Genomic DNA, 25,782 nt, shown 5'->3' on the forward strand with positions numbered 1-25,782 from the left:
TATCCCCGCCGGAGGCCTGAAAGTTCTTAGGCCACCATCGCCGCCGCCCGCTTGAGATCGACCGACACCAGCTGCGACACGCCCTGTTCGCCCATGGTCACGCCGAACAGCCGGTCCATCCGGCTCATCGTGACCGCATGGTGGGTGATAATCAGGAACCGCGTGTCGGTGCGGCGGCACATCTCGTCCAGAAGGTCGCAGAACCGCGTGACGTTGGCATCATCCAGCGGCGCATCCACCTCGTCGAGCACACAGATCGGCGCGGGGTTGGCAAGGAACACCGCAAAGATCAGCGCCAGCGCCGTTAGCGTCTGTTCGCCCCCCGACAAGAGCGACAGCGTGCTCAGCTTCTTGCCTGGCGGCTGGCACATGATCTCCAGCCCCGCCTCAAGCGGGTCATCGGATTCAACCAGCACCAGCTTGGCCTCGCCGCCGCCGAAGAGATGTGTAAACAGCAGCCCGAAACTGTCGTTGACCTGCTCGAAAGCGGTCAGCAGGCGCTCACGGCCCTCTTTGTTCAGGCTGGCAATGCCGGTGCGCAGGGCCGCGATGGCGGCAAGAAGGTCCGCCTTTTCGCCCACCAGCGCGTCATGTTCGACCTGCACTTCCTTGGCGTCTTCTTCCGCGCGCAGGTTGACCGCCCCCAGCGCGTCGCGCTGACGCTTGAGCGCATTGACCTCGGCCTCGACTGTGGCGACAGGCGGCATGTCATCGACCGGCACGCCCAAGGCGTCCAGCAATTGCGCGGGTGTTACCTCTTGCGCTTCCATGATCCGCTCGGCGGCATAGGCGATGGTTTCGCGCGCGGCGTCAGCGCGGGCCTCGGCACGGGCGCGGGCCTCGCGCGCTTCTGACGCCAGACGTTCGGCATCGCGCTCGGCATGGCCTGCATCGCGCAGCACCGTCTCGGCCTCGGCCAGCCTGTCAGCGGCGGCACGGCGGCGGGTTTCGGCGGTGGCAATGGCATCGGCCAGTTCCGCGCGCTTGGCGGCAATCTCCTCGGGCGCGGCAGAGGCTTCGGCCAGCTCCGCTTCGGACGCGGCCTTGCGCTCGGCCAGTTCCGCGCTGCGCTTGGTCGCGGTTTCCAGCCGGTGTTTCCAGCCGCTGATTTCCTTGGTGATCTCCTGCGCGCGGCGCAGGCGGGCATCCCCCTCGCGGCGCAATTCCTCGGATGCGGACCGGCGCGACATCATCGTGATGCGCGCGGCCTCGACCGTCATTTTGACATCCTCGACCGACGCCCGCGCCGCCGCCAGATCGCCCAGCGCCAGTGCCGCCTTTTCCGCCTCGGCCAGCGCCTTGCGCGCGCCCATCGCCTCTTCTTCGTGGCGACGAACGGCAAGCCCAAGGCTCTCCAGTCGCCCTTGCGACAGGTTCCGGTCCGCCTCGGCGCGGCTGGCGGCACGGTTGGCATCGGCCACGGCGCGGTCGGCATCGCGGCGGGCCGCGCGGGCGGCCTGATCGACGGCGGTGCAATCCTGCAAGGCACGGGTCAGCGCGTCATGCGCCGCTGCCGCCTGCTGTGCCTTGGCCGCCGCGGCATCCAGATCGCGCTGCAATTCGGCCAGCCGGTTGAGTTGCTGCAACCGCAGCGCCGCCGCCGAAGGCGCATCCTCGGCCCCAGACCGGAACCCGTCCCAGCGCCACAGATCACCGGCCAAGGACACAAGCCGCTGCCCGGGCTGCAACGCCGCCTGCAAACGCGCCCCATTGGCAGCATCGACCAAGCCGATCTGCGCGATCCGACGCGCAAGCACCGCAGGCACAGTCACGAAATCCGCCAACGGCGCCACACCGGCGGGCAAGGCCTGCGCCTGCGCATAATCGGGCAGGCTTGCCCAGCCGGTCGGCGCATCCGCCCCCACTGCAGGCGCGCGCAGATCATCGGCCAAGGCCGCGCCCAGCGCCTTTTCATAGCCCTTTTGCACCGACAGAAGGTCCAGCACCTGCCCGCCCTCGGCACGGTCGCGGTCCACAAGGCGCGACAGCGCAGTCACCTCGGCACGCAGGGCATTGGCACCGCCTTCAGCCTCGGACCGCAGGGCACGCGCCTCGCTTTCCTGTGTCTGGGTCGCGGCACGGGCGGCTTCGGCGGCGGCCAGCGCCTGTTCTGCGGCATCGGCGGATGCCAGCGCCGCAGCCTCGGCCAGACCGGCAGCAGCGAAATCCGCCTCGGCCTTGGCCAAGGCGGTCGCGGCCTCCTGCGAGGCCGCCTTTGATTTGACAGCCTCGGCCTCGTTCTTGGCCAAGGTCGCGCGGTGGTCATCGATCAGGCGCTGCGCCGACTGGTGGCGCGCGGCAAGACGGGCCACATCCTCGGTCAGTTGCGCGGACGCGGCTTCGGCCTCCTGCAAGACGCCTGCCGCTTCGCGCGCGGCCCCCTGCGCGGCCTCGAGCCGCGCCTCATGACCCTCGCCCGCCTTCGCGATCTCGCGCGCTTCCCATTCCAGCCGTGCGATGGTTTCACCGGCATCCTTGTTCAGCCCCGCCTCGCGGTCGATGTCGCGGGTCAGCTGGTCGATACGGGCGCGCAGCGTCGCGATCATGTCGCGCGCGCGGGCTTCCTGATCCTGCAAGGCATCGCGCTGGACCTGCAGGCGTTGCAGGACGGCGGCGGCAATCGCCTCTTCCTCGCGCAGGGACGGCAAGGCATCCTCGGCCCCCTGCCGCGCCTTCGTCGCCTCGCGCGCGGCACGTTCGGCCTGTGCCGCCGCGGTCGTGCGGTCGCGCAGCAGGTTCGTGGCCTCCAACAAGGCATCATCCGCCTCTTTCCAGCGGCGGAACAGCAGCATGCCTTCGGCGCGGCGCAAACTCTCGCCGATCTCGCGATAACGCGCCGCCTGCCGTGCCTGCCGCGCCAGTTGCGCAAGCTGTGCCGCCAACTGGTCCACCACGTCATCGACACGGGTCAGGTTCGTTTCCGCGCCTTTCAGCTTCAACTCGGCCTCATGCCGGCGCTGGTAGAGGCCGGAAATGCCTGCCGCTTCCTCCAATATCCGGCGGCGCGACTTGGGCTTGGCGTTGATGAGTTCCGAAATCATCCCCTGCCGCACCAGCGCTGGCGAATGCGCACCGGTGGAGGCATCGGCAAACAGCATCTGCACATCGCGCGCGCGCACATCCTTGGCGCCGACCTTATAGGCGGACCCCGCATCGCGGGTGATCCGGCGCACGATCTCCAGCTGGTCGGCGTCGTTGAAGGCGGCCGGTGCCAGCCGTTCGGCATTGTCGATGATCAGCGATACTTCGGCGAAATTGCGCGCGGGCCGCGTGGCGGCACCGGCAAAGATCACATCCTCCATCCCGCCACCGCGCATGGCCGAGGCACGGTGTTCCCCCATCACCCAGCGCAAGGCTTCCAGCAGATTGGATTTGCCACAGCCGTTCGGCCCGACGACACCGGTCAGCCCGTCCGCGATGATCAGATCGGTCGGATCAACGAAACTTTTAAAGCCGTTCAATCGCAGTTTGCTGAAACGCACGGTCCGCTGCCCTTGATTCTATGCCTGCCAGAAAGCCTGCGGCCAGAGCCCCGATGAGTCAACGAAACCGAACTACATAAGGCCGTTTTCAGCCGCTTATCCACAAGATATTGCGAAAACCCCCTCTTCCGAGCCGAAATACCCCCGCCGGAGGCCGCGCCAAAGGCGCGATGCGACCTGTCAACCCGCGTTTACAGCTTGACCATATGCTGCTGTTGAAGGCACAACAGACCTGCATGGTTCCCCGTACGGCGCGCAGCGTCAGGGGATCAAATGGGAATGTGGACGGGCCGATCCTGTAGGGGAGACCTAAAGCCACAGCCGCCCCCGCGACTGTATGCGGAGAGTGCCTTGTTACAACGCCACTGGGTCCGCCCGGGAAGGCAACAAGGCGCCCCGACCCGCAAGCCAGGAGACCAGCCATGCACCGGGGCGAACGCCTCGGCCAACAACAACGGACGGGGTGTTCCGTGGGGGTTCTGCATTGGCCTGATGGCCCGTGCTTCCCATGAAATCCCCCCTTTAAGACGATCCAAAGGGGACAACATGAAAAAACTTCTGACCATCGCGGGCCTCAGCCTTGCTGCTTCGCCCGCCCTTGCGCATCACCCGCTGGGTGGCCTGCCGATGGAAACCTTCACCCAAGGCCTGCTGTCCGGCGTGGGCCATCCGGTGCTGGGTTTCGACCATCTGTTCTTTGTGGCGGCCATGGGCATCGCTGCGACCTTCACTGCCAACCGTCTGCTGACGCCAGCCGCCTATATCGGCGCGATGCTGGCGGGCTGCGGTCTGATGTATGCGGGTATCGCGATGCCGCTGGCTGAAACCGTGATCGTGCTGTCGCTTTTGGTCATCGGCGGGATCGTCCTGTCAGGCAAAGGCCTGACGACAACGACCGCGCTGCTGGTTTTTGCGACCTTCGGCCTGTTCCACGGTTCTGCCTTCGGCGGGTCGATCGCGGGACAAGAAGGCGGCGTCGGCGGCGGTGTGCTGGTCGGCTACCTGATCGGGCTTGGCGCGATCCAATATCTGATCGCCATCGGTGCAGGCTGGGTCACGCGCAAGCTGGGCGCCACGGACGCCACCGCCATCACCGCCCGTCTGGGTGGCGCGATGGTCGCAGGTGTCGGCGTGTTTCTGGCGCTCGAGATCATCGAAGGCCCGATCGTCACCGCGCTCGCAGGCTGATTCCGTTCACCTGTCAATCACCGGACGGCCCCACAAGGGCCGTCCCCATTCCTGTTTTCGCCCCAAGGACATCCCATGCCCGCCAAAATTCCCGCCACTATCGTCACCGGCTTTCTTGGCTCCGGCAAGACCACGCTGATCCGGCACATGCTGCAAAATGCCCAAGGCAAGCGTATCGCGCTGATCATCAACGAATTCGGTGATCTGGGCGTGGATGGTGATATCCTCAAAGGCTGCGGCGAAGAGGTCTGCGCCAAGGACGATATCGTGGAACTGTCCAACGGCTGCATCTGCTGCACCGTCGCCGACGACTTCATCCCCACGATGGAGGCGCTTCTGGCGCGCAATCCCGCCCCCGACCATATCGTCATCGAAACATCCGGCCTTGCCTTGCCGCAACCTTTGGTGCGCGCGTTCAACTGGCCCGGCATTTCCACGCGCGTCACTGTGGACGGCGTTGTCACCGTCGTCGATGGCCGCGCCGTGCAGGACGGCCAATTCGCCCATAACATCGCCGCCGTCGATGCGCAGCGCGCCGCGGATGACAACCTCGACCACGAAACGCCGCTGTCGGAACTCTTTGAGGACCAGATCGCCTGCGCCGACATGATCGTGGTGAACAAGACCGACCTGCTGACCGCAGAGGAGGCCGACAGCCTTGCCGCGCAACTGCGCACAGACAGCCGCGACGGTGTGCAGGTGGTGAAAACCAGCATGGGCGCGCTGCCTGTCGATGTGCTGCTGGGACAAGGGATCGGCGCGGAAACCGATCTCGAATCCCGCCACGAAATCCACCATCACCACCACCACGATGATGACGAGGATGATCACGACGACGATCACCACCACGACCACGGCCACGACGAGTTCGAAAGCTTCATCGTCATCCGTGACGAGGTGACCGATGCCACGGCCTTCGCCACACAGGTCAGCGCCACGATCAAGGCCAACAACATCCTGCGCCTGAAAGGTTTTGTCGCTGTCGCAGGCAAGCCCATGAGGATGACGTTGCAGGCCGTCGGCCCCCGCGTCGATACCTATTACGACCAGCCCTTCGGGGATGCCCCGCGCCAGACACGGCTTGTCGTGATCGGCGAGGCGGGGCTGGACCAATCCGCGATCACGGCAGCGCTACAAGCATGATCGTCGTCGCGCGGACAGATCCGCATGATCCGCAGGCTACAGCCCTGCTGCAGCAAAGCCATGCGCTGATGCAAGCGCTGTTCCCGCCAGAGGAGAATTTCTATCTCTCCATCAATGATCTGGTGGCGGAGGACATCCATTTCTACACCGCCCGCATCGGTGACAAAATCCTCGGCACCGGCGCGCTGCGCGTCTGCGACGGCTATGGCGAGATCAAGTCGATGTTCGTGGACGAGGCTGCCCGCGGCAAGGGTATCGCCGACGCGATCCTGCGCCAGATCGAGGATCAGGCCCGCGATCTGGACCTACCGTGGCTGAAACTGGAAACCGGCAATATCCTGCAGGCGGCGCAGACCCTTTACGCAAGGCATGGGTTCACGCCTTGCGGACCGTTCGGCGACTATCCGGCCATCGCCAGTTCGGTTTTCATGGAAAAGCGGCTGTGAGTTCAGCCTTTCTTTTCTTCGGCGGCCTTTTTCATCCGGGCCAGCAACTCGGCCTTGTCGGGACGCGCGCCAAAGGGCTTTTTCTTCGATCCCGGCGCGTTGTGCTCTTCATGCTTGGGGCCTTTTTTAGCCATCTTCGGTGCTCCTGCAGCGTTGTAATCCATGGTGTGATCCTCGTGTTTGGCCGCCTCTTAGCACAAGGCAAAAGCTGATGCACCTGCTCGCCGCGACCCCCGGTGCGATTTCGGACGGGACGGAACCTGTCGATCTGGGCCAGACGCCTGCCGATGTGGTCATCATCTCTGCCGCCGACACCGAACTGGCCGCACTCGCCGAAGCGCGCGCCGAAATGACCGCCCCGCCGACCTTGCGGCTGGCGAATATGATGCACCTTGCGCATCCTTTGTCGGTCGATCTGCATCTGGACGATTGCGCCACGAAATCGCGTCTGGTGATCGCGCGCATCTTGGGCGGTGCAAGCTATTGGAAATACGGCCTCACGCAATATGCCGCGCGCCTGCACGAGGCGGGCGTGCCGGTGGCCTTCCTGCCCGGCGATGACAAACCCGACCCCGAATTGCGCGGGCTGTCCACCGTCAGCGGCACCGATTACGACGCGCTCTGGTCCTATCTGGTCGAAGGCGGGCCACAGAACAGCATCAACGCGCTGGCCTATGCCAAGGCGATGCTGGACGGTACCGAAAAACCCAGCGCCGCCGCCCCCTTGCTGCGTGCAGGCGTCTACTGGCCGGGGGCCGGCATCGCCGATCTGACGACTGCACAGGCGACATGGACCGGTGGCGCGCCCATTGTCCCGATCATCTTCTACCGCGCCTTGGTACAAGGCGGCGGGCTGAACCCGATCAACCGCCTGACCCGCAGCCTGTCGCGCGCAGGGCTGAACCCGCTGCCGATTTTCGTGGCCAGCCTGAAAGACCCGGTCAGCACCGCCACGCTCGACCATCTTTTCACCGCCGCGCCGCCCGCTGTGATCCTGAACTGCACCGCCTTCGCCGTGGGCTCGCCCCATGACGGTGACGACAGCCCGCAGAACCCGCTGCTCGCGAACAACGCCCCCGTCTTTCAGGTGATCCTTTCTGGCGCCTCCGAATCCTCATGGGCAGACGGATTGCACGGCCTGACCGCCCGCGACATCGCCATGAACGTCGCCCTGCCAGAGGTGGACGGCCGCATCCTGTCGCGCGCGATCAGCTTCAAAGGCGAGGCGTTCTTCGACGACGCCACCGAATGCCCCATCGCCACCTATCAGGCGCGCGGCGACCGCGTCGATTTCGTCACGCAGCTGACCGCCAACTGGGCGCGCCTGCGGCAAACGCCCCCGGCAGACAAGAAAGTCGCCCTGATCCTCGCCAATTACCCCAACAAGGACGGACGCCTTGCCAACGGGGTCGGCCTCGACACACCCGCCGCGACGGTCCACACGCTGCAACTGCTGGCGCAGGCAGGCTACGCTACCACCCCACCCGCAGACAGCGCCGCGCTGATGGCGCAAATCATGGCAGGCCCGACCAACTGGCTGACAGACCGCGCCGACAAACAGGGCGGCGAGCTGCTTCCCCTCGACACATACCGCCAGTATTTCGACGCCCTGCCTTGGGACATCAAGCAACAGATCACCACCCGTTGGGGCCAACCCGAAGACGATCCATTCGTTCGAGCCGAAATATCCCCGCCGGAGGCCCCAAGCCGCGCCAGCGGCGCAGGGTTCGCGCTCTCCATCCATCGCTTCGGCAATGTGGTCGTGGGCCTGCAACCCGCGCGCGGCTATAGCATCGACCCGACCGAGACCTACCATTCCCCCGATCTGGTCCCGCCGCATAACTACCTCGCCTTCTATTTCTGGCTGCGCCACCATTGGGGCGCGGATGCCGTGGTCCACATGGGCAAACACGGCAACCTTGAATGGCTGCCCGGCAAATCCGTCGCCCTGTCAGAAACCTGCTGGCCAGAGGCGGTGTTCGGCCCTACCCCGCATATCTACCCCTTCATCGTCAACGATCCGGGCGAAGGCACGCAGGCCAAACGCCGCGCATCTGCCGTGATTATCGACCACCTGACCCCGCCTCTGACCCGCGCCGAAAGCTACGGTCCGATGCGCGATCTGGAAGCTTTGGTCGACGAATATTACGAGGCCGCCGGTGTCGATCCACGCCGCGTCACACACCTGCGGCGCGAGATCCTGTCGCTGTCTGACGCAACGGGTCTGTCGCGGGACGTGGGCTTCACCGGCGACAAGGACGGCGATCTGGGCAAGCTCGACGCTTACCTGTGCGAGTTGAAAGAGGCGCAGATTAGGGACGGTCTGCATATCTTCGGGCAATCCCCCACAGGCCAGCAGGAACTGGACCTTGCCATAGCCCTCGCCCGCGTACCGCGCGGCGACGGCAAGGGGCACAATGCCTCGCTGCTGCGCGCCTTGGCCGCGGACCTTGGCCTCCGCATCGACCCGCTGGATTGCGAAATGGCCGCGCCTGCTCCCGAAAAACCGGCGGCTTTGGCCGACGGCACCATCTGGCGGACCAACGGCGATACAGTGGAACGCCTCGAAAATCTGTCGCAACGCCTTGTGCGGGACGGCGGGCGGGGCGTCGTGGGGTTTACCCCACGCGCGTCGCAAGCCGTTCTGCAAACCATCCGCGACGACGTCCTGCCTACCATCCGCGCCTGCGGTCCCGCCGAAGGATCGGCCCTGCTGACCGCCCTTGCAGGCCATTTTGTCCCCCCCGGCCCGTCCGGTGCGCCCACACGCGGACGGCTTGATGTCCTGCCGACGGGGCGCAATTTCTACAGCGTCGACAGCCGCGCTGTCCCCACACCCACCGCTTGGGCGCTGGGCTGGAAATCGGCGAACCTGCTGATCGACAAACACCTGCAGGATCACGGCGACTGGCCGCGCGCCATGCTGGTCACCGCTTGGGGCACCGCGAACATGCGCACCGGCGGCGACGACATCGCGCAGGCGCTCGCGCTGATGGGCGTCAAGCCGACATGGGATAGCGCGAACCGGCGTGTGACGGGGTTCGAGGTGCTGCCGCAGACCGTGCTGGGCCGCCCGCGTGTGGACGTGACCCTGCGCATTTCCGGCTTCTTCCGTGACGCCTTTCCGCAACTGATCGCCTTGGTCGACAGCGCCGCCCGCGCCGTGCAGTCGCTCGACGAACCCGCCGATCTGAACCCCGCCGCCGCCCGCGCCAAAGCGGGCGAGGATGCGACCCGCGTTTTCGGCGCCAAACCCGGCGCCTACGGCGCGGGCCTGCAAGCGCTGATCGACGAACGCATCTGGTCGGACAAATCCGATTTCGCCGCCGCCTATATCGCCTGGGGAAGCTATGCCTACGGCGCCAAGGCCAGCGGCGACCGCGCGGAAGCCGCGTTCAAGGCACGCCTGTCCCAAGTCGAAGCCATCGTGCAAAATCAGGACAACCGCGAACACGACATCCTCGACAGCGACGATTACTACCAGTTCGAAGGCGGTGCCGCCGCCGCCGTCAGCACCTTGCAAGGGCGCGACCGCCCGATCTATCACAACGACCACTCCCGCCCCGAACGGCCCGTGATCCGCACGCTTGACGATGAAATCGGCCGCGTCGTGCGGTCGCGCGTGGTCAATCCCAAATGGATCGACGGGGTGAAACGCCACGGCTACAAAGGTGCTTTCGAGATTGCGGCCACGGTCGACTACCTTTTCGCCTTCGCTGCCACGACGGGGGCCGTGCGCAACCACCATTTCGATCTGGTGGAAGAGGCTTTCCTGAAAGACGACGCAACCCGCCAGTTCATCGCTGACGCCAACGCCCCCGCCTTGCGCGAAATAGCCCAGCGCCTGCAAGAAGCCATCGACCGCAACCTGTGGCAACCCGCCTCCAACTCTGCGCGCGCGCGTATCGCAGGCCTGCTCGACGCGGATTAGGCAGGTACCGGAAAAACCTGCGTGCCATTCTTGTCACATGGCCCGACATCACGGGCATCCGGCTTGCTCTCGCAGTTGTGATCGCGCGCTCGCTCCGGTTTAGAGGAGTGGGTGGGGCTTAACTGAAGGTTTACTAAATGTCGTTTTTCAAAAGTGCTGCGATCGTTGCGGTCGCACTGACGGTCATGGGCTGCGAGCAGGCGGAAATCACGCAACCGCCAATCAATATCACCCCAACCGTGCAGGCCGATGCAGTTGGTCTTGACGTCTATGCACGCCCGCGCAGCCGCGGCAATCCGGTGCCTGCGTTCCGTGGCCAGAACACCGTTCAGGTCAGGACATGGGGCGATACCGAAGGCAGCGGCCGGACCGAGTTGTCGGGCGTGTCTTGCAACCTTGATTCCGGCGTCTACCGCGCGCAGTTCACGACACCCGCAAATCTGGTTGTGCCCGACTACGGCCCCAGTTCGCCAGCCTTGTTCGTACGGTGCGCAACGGCCACCCAATCGGGTTCCGTGACGCAATCAGTGGTTAACATGACCGCCCAGCAGCGCAACCAATCCGCTGCAGGCACCGGACTTTTGGGCGCCATCATCATTGGTGCTGTCAACGAATCGCGACGCGACAACCTGAACGACGATTTCGGCTATAACGCGATCGTTGTGCAGATGCGCTAGTCCGCGCAGTCGATCCTGACACGCGCCACGACCTGATCCCCCGTCCATGTTCCGGGGCGGGGGGCACATCCGGTGGCGGCGACCACCGCCTGTTCGGCGCGCGGGATGATCGCGGTCAGAGAAAACACCGCCTCGCGGTTGGTGCGCACGACTTCGACCAGATCATCCTTGCGCCGGACGTCAAAGGTGCTTTGCGCGACCGTCACCGTTTGCGCAGGCACCCCCATGAACCCCGCCGTGCCGCTGTTGCAGGCCGCCAGAAGCAGGATCAGGCAGACAGGTATAAGGCGAAAATGCATCGGGTGAACTCTCTTGTTACACGTCAGCTTGTGGACGGTTATGCTTAACAAAACCTTTACAGCCGACCGGAGGCCAAGATGACCGATGATCCCGACCGCCACGCGATGAAGATGGCCAAGAAAAAGGCCGCCCGTGACAAGATCATGGCGACCAAGACCGACCAGAAAGGGCTGATCATCGTCCATACCGGCAAGGGCAAAGGCAAGTCCTCGGCCGCCTTCGGGATGATTTTCCGCTGCATCGCGCATGACATGAAATGCGCGGTGGTGCAGTTCATCAAGGGCGGCATGTCCACGGGTGAACGAGATCTGATCCTCGCGAAATTCTCGGACACCTGCGCCTTTCACACGATGGGCGAAGGTTTCACTTGGGAAACACAAGACAAATCCCGCGATACCGAAATGGCGCAGGCCGCTTGGGCCAAGGCTAAAGAACTGATCCTGGACGAGACCAACACCATGGTCCTGCTGGATGAAATCAACATCGCGATCCGCTATGATTATGTCGCCATCGCTGATGTCGTGGCCTTTCTGCGCGACCACAAGCCGCCCATGACGCATGTCGTACTGACAGGGCGCAACGCGCATGAAGACCTGATCGAACTGGCCGATCTGGTGACGGAAATGGAACTGGTGAAGCACCCGTTCCGGTCCGGGATCAAGGCGCAGATCGGTGTAGAATTCTAGCGTCATCCAGTTTTCATATTACTGTTACATCGCTTGCCCTGAACCAATCGGTTCAGATATAGTCGGGCGATGGGTGCAATGGTTCTTCAATCGTCGGATATTGTCGCAAAGGGCGTGCAGCGTGCGGTCTATCTGCATCCGCTTGATCCAACCAAACTGATCAAAGTGCTGCGGCCCGCGATCACGATGCCGCGGCGCACGAACTTCAACGGGATTATGGACCGGCTGTTGCCCGGCACACGGCTGCGCCAGATCCGCAAAGAATATGCCGAATACCTGCGCGTCATGCTGAACCATCCAGAGCCGGACTTTCACGCGCCCATCGCCCATATGTTCGGCTTTACCCCCACAAGCGAAGGTCTGGGCTGCATCACCGAACGCGTTATGCAGCCTGATGGCCGGATCGGCGAAACACTGGGCGCCAAGGCCAAGGCCGGCACGCTCGCGCCGCTGCATGTGGACCTGTTGAACGATACGATCGCCCGCATCTATGCCAACGATATCCGCGCCAGCGACATGAATCCCAACAACTTTGTCTTTGGCCAACGCGACAACGGCACCGGCCCCGGACCAGAGGAATGCGTGCTGGTGGACGGTTTCGGCGATATCCACGCGATCCCCGTGCGGTCGATGGCGCGCTGGTCCAACCGGATGGGGCTGGACGACAGCTGCAAGCGGCTTGCGCGCAATACGGGGCTGCACTGGGACCCCAAGGCGCGGCAATTCGCGCTACCCCGCTAGGCGGCTTGGCTGTTGGCGGGCAACCGCGTATAACGGACCATCGCGACAGCCCCGAAAGAAAAGCCATGACCGACGATACCGAAGACCTGCAAGATACCTATCCCGGCGCAGGCACGTTTCGCTTTGGCGACACGCCGGAGCTTTGCCAATATCTGATCGGCCTTGTCCGCCAGCGCAAGAAAACCGCAACCTGCGGGGCGGCGTCGGAATTTGCCGATGACCCAGACTCTATGCCCGTCGTCGGCCGCTGCGATATCGCCGCCAATTGGGACGGCACGCCTGCGCTGGTGATCCGCACGACCAAGGTACAGCACATCCGGTTCTGCGACGTGACCGAGGAAATGGCTTTGGCCGAGGGTGAGAACGACAGCCTTCTGGGCTGGCGCAAGGATCACAAGGCTTATTTCAAACGCAACGGCGGTTTCGACCCCGAGATGATGCTGGTGTTCGAGCATTTTGTACTGGTCGAGGATCTGGCCGGACGCGAATTGTGACATGCGGCTCTGGATCGCCTGCCTGCTGGTCCTGATCACCCTTGCGCATATCGCGATGTGGGCATCGGACATGCCGCGCGATCTGGCCCTGCGGCTGACGATCATCAACGCCTTGGGCTGGGCGGTGATCCTGCTCCCCTTATGGGCCGTCGGCAAATGGGCTGCAGCGCACAAGAGGCGGTGACGGGCGGCGGGGTGAACCCCGCCCTACGGTCTTTCGCATCGCTGCGATATCGGGTAGATCGCTTGCAACATTAGATACGCTGGACATAACGATGAAATTCACGCTTTCCTGGCTGAAACACCACCTTGAAACAGACGCCTCGGTTGATCTGATCGCCGAGACGCTGACCGATCTGGGGCTCGAGGTCGAAGGCGTGGAAAACCCCGCCGAACGTCTGGCCGATTTCACCATCGGCTATGTGGAAAGCGCGGAAAAGCACCCCGACGCCGACAAGCTGCGCGTGTGTCAGGTGCAGACCAAGGACGGGCTGACCCAGATCATCTGTGGCGCCCCCAATGCGCGCGCAGGCATCACCGTCGTGATCGCCAGCCCCGGCACCTATGTCCCCGGCATCGACACGACGATCGGCGTGGGCAAGATCCGCGGCATCGAAAGTTTCGGGATGATGTGTTCCGAGCGCGAGATGGAACTGTCCGAAGAACATGACGGGATCATCGAACTGCCGTCCGGCACCGTGGGCCAGCGGTTCACCGACTGGCTGGCAGCCAACCAGCCCGACCGCGTTGATCCGGTGATCGAGATCGCGATCACCCCGAACCGCCCTGACGCCTTGGGTGTGCGCGGGATCGCGCGCGATCTTGCAGCACGCGGTCTGGGCAAGCTGAAACCCCTGAGCGTCGATCCGGTGCCTGCCAGCTTCACCGCCGACTTAAACGTGTCCATTGATGACGATACACGCGACGGGTGCCCCGTTTTCTGTGGCCGTTTGATCCGTGGCGTCAAGAACGGCCCCAGCCCCGCATGGCTGCAAACGCAGCTGCGTGCCATCGGCCTGCGTCCCATCAGTTTCCTTGTCGATGTGACCAACTGGTTCACCTATGACCTGAACCGCCCCCTGCACGTCTTCGACGCCGACAAGGTGCATGGCAATCTGCGCGTCCACCGCGCCAAGGGTGGCGAGACGATTCTGGCACTCGACGACCGGACCTACACCTTGCAGGCAGGCCAGATCGCGATCTCCGACGATCAGGGCGTGGAAAGCATCGCAGGCATCATGGGCGGTGAGGCAACCGGCTGCACCGACGAGACGGTGAATGTCTTTGTCGAAAGCGCCTATTGGGACCCGATCCAGATCGCCTATACCGGCCGCGCGCTGAAGATCAATTCCGACGCCCGTTACCGTTTCGAACGCGGGATCGACCCCGCCTTCACCCCCGAAGGGCTGGAACATGCGGTGCGGATGATCGTCGATCACGCAGGCGGCGAAGCGTCAGAGCTGATTATCGCAGGCGAAGTGCCCGACACATCCCGCGCCTACCGTCTGGATGCGGAGCGTGTCATCAGCCTTGTCGGTATGGACATCCCCGAAAGCACCCAGCGCCAGACGCTGACCGCACTGGGCTTCCGTCTCGAAGGCGATATGGCGCATGTGCCGTCTTGGCGCCCCGACGTGCTGGGCGAGGCTGATCTGGTCGAAGAGGTCGCGCGCATCGCGTCGCTGACCAAGCTCAAGGGCAAGCCGATGCCGCGCATGGATGCAGGCGTGCCAAAGCCGATCCTGACCGCAGGCCAGCAGCGTCAGCAATCCGCACGCCGGACGATGGCGGCGCTGGGGTATAACGAATGCGTCACCTACAGCTTTGTCGATAAAGACGCCGCGACCCTGTTCGGCGGTGGCGATGACGCGACCATGCTGGAAAACCCGATCTCGAGCGAATTGTCGCATATGCGCCCGAACCTGTTGCCCGGTCTTTTGCGTGCCGCGGCCCGCAATCAGGCGCGCGGCTTCATGGATATGGCCTTGTTCGAGGTCGGTGCCGGTTTCCACGGTGGCGAACCGGGCGAACAGCACAACCTGATCACCGGCGTGCTGATTGGTAAGACCGCCAGCAAGGAAGTCCATGGCACGTCCCGCGCGGTCGACCTGTACGACGCCAAGGCGGATGCGGAATCCGTGCTCGCTGCCATCGGCGCACCCGCAAAGGTGCAAATCCTGCGCGGTGCCTCTGCATGGTGGCACCCCGGTCGGCATGGCATGATCTGCCTTGGTCCGAAAAAGGTGCTGGCCGTATTCGGCGAACTGCACCCGAAGATCCTGCGCGAGATGGATATCAAAGGCCCCGCCGTCGCCTTCTGCATCTGGCCCGACGAAGTGCCCGTGCCGAAAACCAAGACCGCGACACGCCCCGCACTGGTCGCGACCGACCTGCAAGCGGTGGAACGTGACTTCGCTTTTGTCGTGGACCACGAGGTCGAGGCGCTGACGCTGGTCAATGCGGCCCTTGGGGCGGACAAATCGCTGATCAGCGATGTGCGGGTCTTTGACCAGTTCATCGGTGGCAATCTGGGTGAGGGCAAGAAATCCATCGCCGTCACCGTGCGCCTGCAACCCACGACCGCAACGCTGAAGGATGCCGAAATCGAGGCGATCAGCGCCAAGATCGTGGACAAGGTCACCAAGGCGACCGGCGGCAGCCTACGCGGCTAAGTGGTCTGCCAGCACATCGAACACCAGCCTGATGCGCGGGCTGGTGTGCAATTCCTCATGCGTGACCAGCCAGACCGGAAACAGGATCGGGGGGTGGTCGGGCAGGATCAGCCGCATGTCAGGGCAGGCGCGGGCCATCTGTATATCGATAGGCAAAATGCCCAATCCTTCCTGACATAGCGCCCAGGCGACAGACCCGTTTTCGGAGACATAGCGGAATTGGGCGGCACCGACCGGAAAACCCCGCTTTTGCAGGTGCTCGGCCATGCGGGTTGTGTCGCCATAGCTGATGAAATCATGCGATTTGAGGTCATCAGGTGTCAAAATCGCCGGATGACGCGCCAGATAGTCGGGGCTCGCGTACAACCGCGCTTCGCCATCGGGCAGGCGGCGGGCGATCAGGTTGGGCTGGTCGGGGCGCTGGTGGCGCACGGCGATATCGGCCTCGCGCCGGTTGAGGTTGCGGATGTCATTGGCGGCGACCAGTTCGACCTCTAGCTGCGGTGCCAGATCACGGATGCGGCGCAGCGCGGCAGGCAGGCGCTCCGCCGACATCAGGTCGCTGGCGGTGATGCGCACGCGCCCCGTCATGTCCTGCGTCTGTCCGGCGGCAGCAAGAGCGATCCGGTCCGCCGCCTCGCCCATCGCGCGGACATGGACCAGCAGGTCGGCACCGCTTTGCGTCAGGGTCAACCCGCGCCCTGCACGCATGAACAGGTCCAGCCCCAGTTCCTGTTCCAGCGCGGTGATCTGGCGGCCCAGCGTCGGCTGCGTCAGCCCCAACCGCCGTGCGCCCGCTGATAGCGACCCGCCTTCGGCCACCGCCAGAAAGCCGCGGATCCGGTTCCAGTCAAATGATCTATCCATGCGAAAAAGCATATAATGACGCCAAAAATAGTCAATATCATGCTGATGCGTATGGATGTATCTTGTTCCAAACAGGAGAAGACAATGACCGACACCGCCACCTTCTGGGACCGCGAGGCAGAGAAATACGCAGCCTCTGCCATCGGCAACCCTGCCGCCTATGCCTATACGCTGGGCCGGACCCGCAGCTATCTGCGCCCGACCGATCATGTGCTGGAAATCGCTTGCGGCACGGGGTCGACCGCTGTTCTGCTAGCGCCGGATGTAGCCCGCTATCTTGGCACCGACATCTCGCCGCAGATGATCCGCATCGCGCGGGGCAAGCTGCCGGTGGCTGGGGCTGACCTGACCTTTGATGTGGCGGGTGATCTGCCGGACGCGGGTCCGTTCAACGCGATCCTTGCGCATAGCTTTTTTCACCTTGTCCCCGATATGGAACGGCGGATGGCGCGGATTTACGACCTGCTGACGCCGGGGGGCTACTTCATTTCCAAGACCGCAACGCTGAAAGGGCGCGGTCTGAAATGGGCACTGATCGGAGCGGTGATCCCGCTGGCGCAGATGCTGGGCAAGGCCCCCTATCTGCGCAAATTCAGCGCGGCGGAACTGGAACAGGCCGTGCGCGATGCAGGCTTCGAGATTGTCGAGAGCGGGGATTTCGCAACCCCCGCCCGTTATGTTGTGGCGCGCAAGCCGGGGTGAACCCCGGCCTACGACGTCGCGGGGATCGACTTGGCATTGGCGACGGCAGGGCGGGCGTAGAACCTTTCCACATAGGCGGGCACGTTTTTCAGGTCGTGATAGCCGACCACATCCTTGGTGCCGTAAAACTCCAGCGCATTGATCCACGGTGCCAAGGCCATATCCGCGATGGAATAGTCGCCTGCGATCCAGTCCTGCCCTTCGAGCTGTTTTTCGATCACGGCCAGCAGGCGGATCGCCTCGTCGCGGTAGCGGTCGCGGGGGCGGTCATCCTCGATCTGGGCACCGGCGAATTTGAAGAAAAAGCCCATCTGCCCGAACATCGGCCCGACGCCGCCCATCTGGAACATCAGCCATTGCGTGATGTGGTGCTTGTCGGCAGCGGTTTTGCCGATGAACTTGCCAGTTTTTTCGGCCAGATACAGCAGGATCGCCCCGCTTTCGAACAAGGCAAGCGGGCCTTCGGGACCGTTCGGGTCGATGATCGCGGGAATCTTGTTGTTGGGGTTCAGCGACAAAAACTCGGGGCTTTTGACATCCGCACCCTTGAGCGTCACCAGATGGGGTTCATAGGCCAGCCCCATTTCCTCCAGCGCGATGGACACCTTCACGCCATTGGGCGTGGGGTAGGAATACAGCTGGATCACAGACGGGTCCTTGGCAGGCCAGCGCGCGGTGATCGGGAATGAGGACAGGTCGGACATGAGGCGGTTCCTTTCGCGGGTTACCCGTCTGACCTAAGCACGTCACCACGTTGAAAAAACCCGTGTTCATGTTTGTTAATGTTGCTAAAGATGTGCGCAACCGCGCAGCCGGCACAAGACCGGGGCGCAGGGGGACAACATGAGGGAACAACTATGATTCAAGAATTCAAGGATTTTATCGCCAAGGGCAGCGTCATGGACCTGGCCGTCGGTATCATCATCGGCGCGGCCTTTACCGCGATCGTCAGCAGTCTGGTCGAGGACCTGATCCAGCCACTGATCGGCCTGATCATCGGCGGGATCGACTTTAGCGGTCTCAGCTTTGGCGTGGGCGATGCGCAGTTCATGTACGGCAATTTCATCACCGCGCTGATCAATTTCCTGATCATCGCCTTTGTGGTGTTCATGCTGGTGAAGGCGGTCAACCGCGTAAAATCCATCGCGGAAAAGCCCGATGATGTCGCGCCAGAGGTCAAGACCGGCCCGTCCGAACTCGATATCCTGATCGACATCCGCGACGCATTGGCCAAGCGGCCATAATCCGGGAAAGGCCCGCCTTGCAGCGGGCCTTTTTCATTATGCCTTGAGCGCCAAAGCAGGCGCCAGCACGTCAATCCCCAGGGCTTTACCCACGGCATAATAGGTCAACCGGCCTGCATGCACATTCAGCCCGGCCAGCAGGTGCGGATCATCCTCGCAGGCCTTGCGCCAGCCCTTGTCGGCCAAGGCCAGCATGAAGGGCATTGTCGCATTGCCCAGCGCGATGGTCGATGTGCGCGCCACCGCCCCCGGCATATTCGCCACGCAGTAATGCATGATCCCGTCCACATCATAGATCGGGTCCTGATGCGTCGTGGCGCGGGATGTCTCGAAACATCCACCCTGGTCGATGGCCACATCGACCAGTACGGACCCCGGTTTCAGTTCTGCCAGTTGGGCGCGTGAAATCAACTTGGGTGCCGCAGCACCGGGGATCAGCACGGCCCCGATGATCATGTCAGCTTCGCGGGCGAGCGCGATAGTATTCGCTTTGCTCGCATAGCTGGTCTTGAACTGGCCTGCGAACGCATCATCAAGATAGCGCAGGCGCGGCAGCGACCGGTCCAGCACGGTTACATCCGCGCCCATGCCTGCCGCGATCCGCGCGGCATGTGTACCCACCACACCGCCACCGATCACGACGACGCGGGCAGGTGCCACACCCGGCACACCGCCCATCAAAACGCCGCGCCCGCCATTGGCCTTTTGCAAGGTCCATGCGCCCACCTGCGGGGCAAGCCGGCCTGCGACCTCGGACATGGGCGCCAGCAAGGGCAACCCGCCACGATCATCGGTGACGGTTTCATAGGCGATGCAGGTCGCACCGGATGCCATCAGGTCGCGCGTCTGATCTGGGTCGGGGGCCAGATGCAGGTAGGTGAACAGGATCTGCCCCTTCCGCAGCATCTTGCGTTCCACCGCCTGCGGTTCCTTGACCTTCACGATCATGTCGGCGCTGGCGAATATATCCGCCGCTGTTGTCGCGATCTGCGCACCCACAGCGATGTAATCGTCATCGCTGAACCCCGCGCCGACGCCTGCGCCGGTCTCGATCATGACCGTGTGGCCATGCGCGACAGCCTCTTGTGCGGCATCAGGTGTGACCCCGACACGAAATTCCTGTGGTTTGATTTCTTTTGGACAGCCGATCAGCATTGTGAACCTCCCATAATATGCCACTACCCTGAAGGCGTGTGGCCGCAATTTCTTGGAATCCTGCCTTGGGTTAGAGCATGTTTCGCGCTAGGATCATCCGTCAAACATTCATTTCACGAAAGGATCTTGCACGCCATGGACCTCGACAGCATCGACCGCCGAATCCTCGCGGTTCTGCAGAAATCGGGCCGCATCTCCAACGCGGACCTGTCAGAGGTGGCGAACCTGTCGCCCTCGGCCTGTCACAGGCGGGTGCAGCGGCTGGAAAAGGACGGATATATCCGCGAATATGTTGCCCTGCTCGACCCGCGCAAAATGGGGCGACCTACGACCGTTTTCGTCGAAATCACGCTCAGCGGTCAGGCGGACGAGCTGCTTGACGCCTTCGAAAAGGCCGTGGCCAAAGTGCCCGACGTGCTGGAATGTCATCTGATGGCGGGCACGGCGGATTACCTTCTCAAGGTCGTGGCCGGCGACACCGAGGATTTCGCCCGCATTCACCGCAAGCATCTGGCGACCCTGCCCGGCGTGGCGCAGATGCAATCGTCATTCGCGCTGCGCAACGTGCGCCAGACGACGGCCCTGCCCGTCTAGGCGATTTTGACGCAGCGGCAATGCGCCCTATCCTTCTGGTGTGGAAACCCTGAACCCGAAAGGATCAGCTGATGGCCGATAACATACGCCCCGGTGGCCGCCTTATGGACCGCCGCGAATATCCCGGCAAGCCCAAGCCCCTGACAAGCAGCCCTGATGCGACCGTGGCCGCGGCGGTGGCGCAGATGTCCGACAAGAATTACGGCTGCGTCATCATCACAGACGCGGCCGAAAAGGTCATCGGCGTGGTGACCGAACGGGACATCATGAACAAGCTGGTGGCCAAAGGGCTGGACCCCAAGACCACGAAACTGTCCGACATCATGACCAGCAACCCCCGCATGGCCAAGGAAACCGACGACATGCTGGACTGGCTGCGCATCATGAGCAACGAACGGTTCCGCCGCCTTCCCGTCGTCGATGACGACGGCCGGATCAAGGCCGTGTTCACCCAAGGCGATTTCGTCAGCTACACTTGGCCCGACCTGATCGGCCAGATGACCAGCATGGCCAAGGCGTCATTCGCGGGCAATTTCCACTATCTGCTGATCGGTGGCGGCATCGCGCTCTATTCGCTGCTGATGATCATCGTGTTGGGGGTGGGCTGACCGCTCGCCCGCTTCGGGCGTCAGGCCGTAAGGGGCGGCAAGGTTCCAGACATGGGCAGGGACCATGTTCTTCATCTTGGCCGGTTCTTCGCGGCGCAGGTGCAGGATGGTTTCGGCGGCCTTCATCTCGACCCGCGCACGGGCGAATTCCAGCCCGCGCGGGCCGATCTTGGGCATCAGCCATCCCATGATCCCGCGCATGAAATCGGGCATCCGGCGGAGCGGCAGGCCACCCGCCGCCAACCGTGTGTTTTCGACAAAGCCTTTGACGGCGCCCGCCCGCTTGCCGCGAGATCCGGGCGCGGCCAGCGTCACCTCTGCGCCCAAGCCATCCAGCATCTCTTGCCCGCGTGCATTGCGGATGATCAGCCATTGCTCGCCCTCGCCCGCCATATAGCCCACGGTGATATCGGCCAGCCGGTTGGTGTAATCCACGCAGGTCCGGCAGGTGGTTGGGAAAAAATCGCGCGGCAGGTCCGAGATTGGCAGTTTCAGGAACGGGATCAGGCGCTTGCTGCCATCGGTAAAGCGCAATTCCACGTGATAATCAGCGCGGAATTCCAGATAGGTCACGGTGTCGGGCGCATCCGTCAGGCGGGCCAGAAAGCCGTGGAAATTCTCGGTCGTGGTGTTGTCCGAACAGGGCGTGCCGATGACATAGATCCGCGCGAAGCCCAACTGCGCTTCAAGCGCGCGCAAGGCATAGATCTGGCAGGGAATCCCGATCACGGCGATCCGCCGATGCCCCGCCGCGCGCGCCGGTTCCAGCAGGGCAAGCAGCGGCGCATAGCCCATGCGCATCCCCCGCGCCTCGGCCATGTCAGCGGCCTTGGTGATGATCGCGGGACGCGGGCGCCAGCGGTCGGCGGGGTCCGGCACCATGGTCAGCACCGCATCGACAGCCCCCGTTTCCAGCAGGCGTTCCGCCAGCCGCGTCGTCAGGCCGGTCCATTGCGCGCCCTCGCGTGCAGGCGTCAGGGCCGCGCGATACATCGCCCCCGTGACGCCGAAAAATGCCTCGTCCCCATCGGTGCCAGCGCTGCGCCCATGCACGCGAGCCTCTAACCCCGGATAATCGGGCTTGATGAACTGGCAGGCCCGCCCACAGGCGCTGGCGTCCGCCATCCGCGACACGCCGCAATCGGTGCAAAGCCCGCGCGGGGCCGGTTGGGCGAAATCGGGCGTGCTGATCGTCATGTCGCGACCTTACCCTGCCCTGCCCCACTGTCCAGTTTGATTTACACTTGGCAACGGGCCTTTTCCTTAGGGAACTGACGCGGTAAGAGGCAGCACTTGCAAACAAGGAGCGAGCCAAATGGGCTATCGAATCGCCGTTGTCGGCGCCACGGGCAACGTGGGCCGCGAAATGCTGAACATCCTCCACGAACGGACCTTTCCGGTGGATGAAATCGTCGCACTTGCCAGCCGCCGGTCGCTGGGCACCGAAGTCAGCTTTGGCGATACCACCCTCAAGACCAAGGATCTTGAGACCTTCGATTTCACCGGCTGGGATATCGCGCTGTTCGCCGTCGGGTCCGAGGCGACCAAGACCTATGCGCCCAAGGCCGCCAAGGCTGGATGTGTCGTGATCGATAACTCCTCGCTTTATCGCTATGACGCCGATGTGCCGCTGATCGTGCCCGAAGTGAACGCGCAGGCGATCCACGGCTATTCCAAGAAGAACATCATCGCGAACCCGAACTGTTCGACCGCCCAGATGGTTGTCGCGCTCAAGCCGCTGCATGACCGCGCGCGGATCAAGCGGGTCGTTGTCAGCACCTATCAATCCGTGTCGGGTGCCGGCAAGGAAGGCATTGACGAGCTGTGGGACCAGACCAAAAGCATCTACAACCCCACCGACAGCAAGCCGCCAAAGAAATTCACCAAGCAGATCGCCTTCAACGTGATCCCCCATATCGATGTGTTCCTTGACGACGGATCGACCAAGGAAGAATGGAAGATGGTCGCCGAAACGAAGAAAATCCTCGATCCCGCGATCAAGGTCACGGCCACCTGCGTGCGCGTGCCGGTGTTCGTCGGTCATTCGGAATCGATCAATATCGAATTCGAGGATTTCCTTGACGAACACGAAGCCCGCGACATCCTGCGCGAAAGCCCCGGCATCATGGTGATCGACAAGCGCGAGGACGGCGGCTACGTCACCCCGATCGAATGCGTGGGCGATTACGCGACCTTTATCAGCCGCATCCGGCAGGACAGCACGATCGACAACGGGCTTAACCTGTGGTGCGTATCCGACAACCTGCGCAAGGGTGCCGCGCTGAACGCCGTGCAGATTGCCGAAGTTCTGGGCCGCGAATGTCTGAAAAAAGGCTGATCGCCTGACGGATCTAAATGAAAGAGGCGCTGTTTCAGCGCCTCTTTTTTTTATGCGGTGATTTCTGCCGATGGTTGATTTCAGGACATGCGACAGGCCGCCGCACCCTGTATAAGGTACGCAAACGCATAGGAGATTTGCGATGATCCGCCTTTTCTTGACCACGAGCCTGCTTGCCCTGACCGCACCCGCCTTTGCCGATACGATCACCGGACAGGCGCGTGTCGATACCGTCACGATCTACCCCGGTCTTACGACCGTCACGCGGCTGGTCACACTCGATCTGCCTGCTGGCCAGCATGACATCATCATCCCGGGCCTGCCGCGGAACCTGTCCGCAGATGGCCTGCGCATCGCTGTGCCGGGACCGGTCAGGCTGGGCGCGGTCAACCTTGCCTTTGACCGCCTGCCCGTGACGCCCGACCAGTCCAGCCCCGCCATCGTCGCCGCCCGCGCAGAGGTCGAGCGTCTGGAAGAGGTGCTGCGCGAAAGCGATGTCGCTATTGCCGCGATCCGCCTGCGCGCGCAGGCCGCCGAGGACCAGATCGCCTTTCTGCAAAGCCTTGGACAGGCCAGCGCGGGCGAAACGCTGACCACGATTGCCGACGTACAGGCCCTTGCACAGATGGTCGGGTCGGAAACGCTGGCGCTGCGCACCGCCGCATTCGATGCCGAGCAGGAAGCGCAGGCGGCCATCCGTGCCCGCGAAGACGACGCCGATGCGCTCGACGATGCCCGCCGTGCCTTGGCAGCTTTGCTGGCCCCCGAAGATCAAGGGTCCGTCCTGACCTTCACGCTCGATGCCACAGAGGCGGGCGAGGTCACGCTGGAAATCGACACGACCGAAGGTTTTGCCAACTGGTCGCCTGTTTATGACCTGCGCCTGACCACGGGCGACGATCCGCAGTTGGACATCGACCGCGCGGTCGTCATCAGTCAGGCCACGGGTCAGGACTGGCTCGGCGTGCAGTTGATCCTGTCCACCGCGCGCCCCGGCGAACAGATCGCACCTGGCGGGGCTTGGGCAGAGCTGCGGCGCATCATCTCCGAAGACGCGCTGGAACGGGAACGCGCAGAAGGCTTTGCTGCCGACGCGATGACCTTGCAGCGCAACACTGCGGTGATGCCCGCCCCGATGATGATGATGGAAGCGGCTCCTGTCACTGCGCAAGCCGATTTCAGTGGTGCGGCGGTGACGTATGTCTATCCAAACCGCGTCGATATCCGCAACGGGGTCGAGGATCTGCGCCTGCCGCTGGACCAGTTGTCCTTTGACGCCGATGTCTGGGCCGAAGCAACACCGATGACCGATGCCAATGCCTATCGCATGGCCGAGTTCACCAACACCACCGACGAAATCCTGCTGCCCGGTCGCGCGATGCTGCATGCGGACGGCACGATGATCGGGTTCAGCCACCTGCCTCTGCTGGCGGCAGGGGCCGATCTGGACGTGGGCTTTGGCCCGCTGGATGGCTTGCGCCTCACTCGGATCACGCCCAACCGGTCGACAGGCGACAGGGGCGTGTTTTCATCGTCCAACCAGCTGGTCGAACGCACGGTCCTGACGGTGGAAAACCTGACAGGGCAGGATTGGGACGTGCTGCTGCGCGATGCTGTCCCCTATTCCGAACAGGACGATCTGCAGGTCAGCCTGGCCGCCACGCCAGAGGCCACGCGCCGCGACCCTGATGGCGCACGCGGTATCGTGGAATGGGACCTCAGCGTGCCTGCGGGGGCCGAGCAGGAGGTTGTCATGGAAACGACCCTGCGCTGGCCCAGCGGGTTCGTCCTGCGGTAAGGGATTTGGAAAGGCGTAAGGCTGGCCGCAGGACCGTCGTGTGACGTAATCACGCAAGACTGACCAGTTAAGGCGGCGGCTGGCATCCAACCTGGATCAGCCTGAAAAGCAGGTTGACGGTCAAGCGGGCCTCGTCGACCATAAAGGGCGGTGCCGTCGGGCAAGCAACGAGAGGGTCAATTCCCATGCCGATTGACTTGGGCCGCGCATCCCAGTGGCTGATGACGATGAATGATGACGTCTGGGTGCGCCATACTAATCCATGGAGCGGCTGGTCACGCGTCTCGATCCTGCCGTTGCTGGCCCTCGCGGTCTGGAGCAGGATCTGGATCGGGTGGTGGGCGTTGGTTCCGCTGAGCGTTGTGCTGCTATGGACATGGCTTAACCCGCGCGTTTTCCCGCCACCTGCATCGGTGGACAACTGGATGTCGATGGGCGTGACAGGCGAGCGTATCTGGCTGGCGCGCAGCCAGAATCCGGCACTTGCCCATCACGCCCCCATCGTGCGGACATTGGTTGCCGCGGCAACTGTGGGCGCAGTTCTTTTGTTTGCTGGCTTGGTGATGTTGAATCTGACGCTCACGATGACCGGACTTGCGGTGACGATGCTGTCCAAGTTGTGGATCCTTGACAGGATGGTGTGGATATACTCAGAGACAGGCGGGTCAGACAAACTGGATTTATCGGATTAGTGTACAGTCCGATTTCTTATCCTT

24 protein-coding genes and 1 riboswitch are annotated in these 25,782 nt (G+C 63.2%); of the genes, 17 read left to right on the forward strand and 7 right to left on the reverse strand.

Annotated features, from left to right (window positions below; genetic code table 11):
* Positions 1-26: 26 nt before the first annotated feature.
* Positions 27-3,482, reverse strand: a complete 3,456-nt coding sequence (smc, locus tag VCK47_RS08430) for a chromosome segregation protein SMC (protein ID WP_322891959.1) — start codon at positions 3,480-3,482, stop codon at positions 27-29.
* Positions 3,483-3,702: 220 nt separating this feature from the next.
* Positions 3,703-3,922, forward strand: a riboswitch (cobalamin riboswitch).
* A gap of 106 nt (positions 3,923-4,028) precedes the next feature.
* On the opposite strand from smc, the gene VCK47_RS08435 reads away from it, so the two are divergent.
* The 3 genes from VCK47_RS08435 to VCK47_RS08445 all read left to right on the forward strand — a co-directional run bounded on the left by VCK47_RS08435 (position 4,029) and on the right by VCK47_RS08445 (position 6,259).
* Positions 4,029-4,670 carry a HupE/UreJ family protein gene (locus VCK47_RS08435; protein ID WP_322891960.1) on the forward strand — a complete coding sequence of 214 codons (642 nt, stop codon included), beginning with the start codon at positions 4,029-4,031 and terminating at the stop codon, positions 4,668-4,670.
* A 75-nt stretch (positions 4,671-4,745) separates the two neighbouring features.
* Entirely contained in the window at positions 4,746-5,813 is a 1,068-nt protein-coding gene (gene cobW / locus VCK47_RS08440) for a cobalamin biosynthesis protein CobW (protein WP_322891961.1), read from the forward strand.
* Positions 5,810-6,259 carry a GNAT family N-acetyltransferase gene (locus VCK47_RS08445; protein ID WP_322891962.1) on the forward strand — a complete coding sequence of 150 codons (450 nt, stop codon included), beginning with the start codon at positions 5,810-5,812 and terminating at the stop codon, positions 6,257-6,259. Before cobW ends, VCK47_RS08445 begins: the two co-directional genes overlap by 4 nt.
* Before the next feature lie 2 nt (positions 6,260-6,261).
* Here VCK47_RS08445 and VCK47_RS08450 read toward each other — a convergent pair whose 3' ends face one another.
* Entirely contained in the window at positions 6,262-6,423 is a 162-nt protein-coding gene (locus tag VCK47_RS08450) for a hypothetical protein (protein WP_007205967.1), read from the reverse strand.
* Positions 6,424-6,470: 47 nt separating this feature from the next.
* On the opposite strand from VCK47_RS08450, the gene cobN reads away from it, so the two are divergent.
* Positions 6,471-10,190, forward strand: a complete 3,720-nt coding sequence (cobN, locus tag VCK47_RS08455) for a cobaltochelatase subunit CobN (protein WP_322891963.1) — start codon at positions 6,471-6,473, stop codon at positions 10,188-10,190.
* A gap of 137 nt (positions 10,191-10,327) precedes the next feature.
* Entirely contained in the window at positions 10,328-10,867 is a 540-nt protein-coding gene (locus tag VCK47_RS08460; protein WP_322891964.1) for a hypothetical protein, read from the forward strand.
* Here VCK47_RS08460 and VCK47_RS08465 read toward each other — a convergent pair.
* Entirely contained in the window at positions 10,864-11,166 is a 303-nt protein-coding gene (locus VCK47_RS08465; RefSeq protein ID WP_322891965.1) for a hypothetical protein, read from the reverse strand. The two genes, VCK47_RS08460 and VCK47_RS08465, sit on opposite strands and share 4 nt — an antisense overlap.
* A 78-nt stretch (positions 11,167-11,244) precedes the next feature.
* On the opposite strand from VCK47_RS08465, the gene cobO reads away from it, so the two are divergent.
* From cobO to pheT, 5 genes are all read left to right on the forward strand, one after another.
* Positions 11,245-11,853 carry a cob(I)yrinic acid a,c-diamide adenosyltransferase gene (gene cobO / locus VCK47_RS08470; protein ID WP_322891966.1) on the forward strand — a complete coding sequence of 203 codons (609 nt, stop codon included), beginning with the start codon at positions 11,245-11,247 and terminating at the stop codon, positions 11,851-11,853.
* Between the two features lie 78 nt (positions 11,854-11,931).
* Positions 11,932-12,594 (forward strand): YrbL family protein, encoded by a 663-nt coding sequence (locus tag VCK47_RS08475; protein WP_322891967.1) that lies wholly within the window; start codon positions 11,932-11,934, stop codon positions 12,592-12,594.
* A gap of 65 nt (positions 12,595-12,659) precedes the next feature.
* On the forward strand, positions 12,660-13,088 hold the full coding sequence (locus VCK47_RS08480; protein WP_322891968.1) for an ASCH domain-containing protein: 429 nt from the start codon (positions 12,660-12,662) through the stop codon (positions 13,086-13,088).
* Position 13,089: 1 nt separating this feature from the next.
* Complete coding sequence (locus tag VCK47_RS08485) at positions 13,090-13,272, forward strand: phenylalanyl-tRNA synthetase subunit beta (protein WP_322891969.1); 183 nt, start codon at positions 13,090-13,092, stop codon at positions 13,270-13,272.
* A 91-nt stretch (positions 13,273-13,363) separates the two neighbouring features.
* The gene (pheT, locus tag VCK47_RS08490) at positions 13,364-15,760 is read left to right on the forward strand and encodes a phenylalanine--tRNA ligase subunit beta (RefSeq protein WP_322891970.1); all 2,397 of its coding nucleotides are present in this window, start codon (positions 13,364-13,366) and stop codon (positions 15,758-15,760) included.
* Here the strand turns inward: pheT and VCK47_RS08495 are convergent.
* Positions 15,749-16,627 (reverse strand): LysR family transcriptional regulator, encoded by an 879-nt coding sequence (locus tag VCK47_RS08495; RefSeq protein ID WP_322891971.1) that lies wholly within the window; start codon positions 16,625-16,627, stop codon positions 15,749-15,751. The two genes, pheT and VCK47_RS08495, sit on opposite strands and share 12 nt — an antisense overlap.
* 84 nt (positions 16,628-16,711) lie before the next feature.
* Here VCK47_RS08495 and VCK47_RS08500 point away from each other — a divergent pair, with 84 nt between their 5' ends.
* Entirely contained in the window at positions 16,712-17,329 is a 618-nt protein-coding gene (locus VCK47_RS08500) for a class I SAM-dependent methyltransferase (protein ID WP_322891972.1), read from the forward strand.
* A gap of 8 nt (positions 17,330-17,337) precedes the next feature.
* Here the strand turns inward: VCK47_RS08500 and VCK47_RS08505 are convergent, their stop codons facing one another.
* Positions 17,338-18,033 (reverse strand): glutathione S-transferase family protein, encoded by a 696-nt coding sequence (locus VCK47_RS08505; RefSeq protein WP_322891973.1) that lies wholly within the window; start codon positions 18,031-18,033, stop codon positions 17,338-17,340.
* 153 nt (positions 18,034-18,186) lie between these two features.
* On the opposite strand from VCK47_RS08505, the gene mscL reads away from it, so the two are divergent.
* Positions 18,187-18,573 (forward strand): large conductance mechanosensitive channel protein MscL, encoded by a 387-nt coding sequence (gene mscL, locus VCK47_RS08510; RefSeq protein ID WP_322891974.1) that lies wholly within the window; start codon positions 18,187-18,189, stop codon positions 18,571-18,573.
* Positions 18,574-18,609: 36 nt separating this feature from the next.
* Here mscL and ald read toward each other — a convergent pair whose 3' ends face one another.
* Complete coding sequence (ald, locus tag VCK47_RS08515; protein ID WP_322891975.1) at positions 18,610-19,728, reverse strand: alanine dehydrogenase; 1,119 nt, start codon at positions 19,726-19,728, stop codon at positions 18,610-18,612.
* 135 nt (positions 19,729-19,863) lie between these two features.
* On the opposite strand from ald, the gene VCK47_RS08520 reads away from it, so the two are divergent.
* Both VCK47_RS08520 and VCK47_RS08525 read left to right on the forward strand, forming a co-directional pair.
* Entirely contained in the window at positions 19,864-20,322 is a 459-nt protein-coding gene (locus VCK47_RS08520) for an Lrp/AsnC family transcriptional regulator (protein ID WP_322891976.1), read from the forward strand.
* A 71-nt stretch (positions 20,323-20,393) separates the two neighbouring features.
* Positions 20,394-20,930 carry a cyclic nucleotide-binding/CBS domain-containing protein gene (locus tag VCK47_RS08525; protein WP_322891977.1) on the forward strand — a complete coding sequence of 179 codons (537 nt, stop codon included), beginning with the start codon at positions 20,394-20,396 and terminating at the stop codon, positions 20,928-20,930.
* Here VCK47_RS08525 and VCK47_RS08530 read toward each other — a convergent pair.
* The gene (locus tag VCK47_RS08530; RefSeq protein WP_322891978.1) at positions 20,841-22,127 is read right to left on the reverse strand and encodes a Coenzyme F420 hydrogenase/dehydrogenase, beta subunit C-terminal domain; all 1,287 of its coding nucleotides are present in this window, start codon (positions 22,125-22,127) and stop codon (positions 20,841-20,843) included. The two genes, VCK47_RS08525 and VCK47_RS08530, sit on opposite strands and share 90 nt — an antisense overlap.
* A gap of 118 nt (positions 22,128-22,245) precedes the next feature.
* Between VCK47_RS08530 and VCK47_RS08535 the strand changes: the two genes are divergently transcribed.
* The 3 genes from VCK47_RS08535 (at position 22,246) to VCK47_RS08545 (ending at position 25,758) form a co-directional block, all read left to right on the forward strand.
* Positions 22,246-23,268, forward strand: a complete 1,023-nt coding sequence (locus VCK47_RS08535) for an aspartate-semialdehyde dehydrogenase (RefSeq protein WP_322891979.1) — start codon at positions 22,246-22,248, stop codon at positions 23,266-23,268.
* A 142-nt stretch (positions 23,269-23,410) separates the two neighbouring features.
* The gene (locus VCK47_RS08540) at positions 23,411-25,066 is read left to right on the forward strand and encodes a DUF4139 domain-containing protein (RefSeq protein WP_322891980.1); all 1,656 of its coding nucleotides are present in this window, start codon (positions 23,411-23,413) and stop codon (positions 25,064-25,066) included.
* Positions 25,067-25,251: 185 nt separating this feature from the next.
* Positions 25,252-25,758 carry a DUF6653 family protein gene (locus tag VCK47_RS08545; protein WP_322891981.1) on the forward strand — a complete coding sequence of 169 codons (507 nt, stop codon included), beginning with the start codon at positions 25,252-25,254 and terminating at the stop codon, positions 25,756-25,758.
* Positions 25,759-25,782 lie beyond the last annotated feature (24 nt).

The organism is Yoonia sp. 72, from assembly GCF_034652275.1.
GTDB lineage: Bacteria > Pseudomonadota > Alphaproteobacteria > Rhodobacterales > Rhodobacteraceae > Yoonia.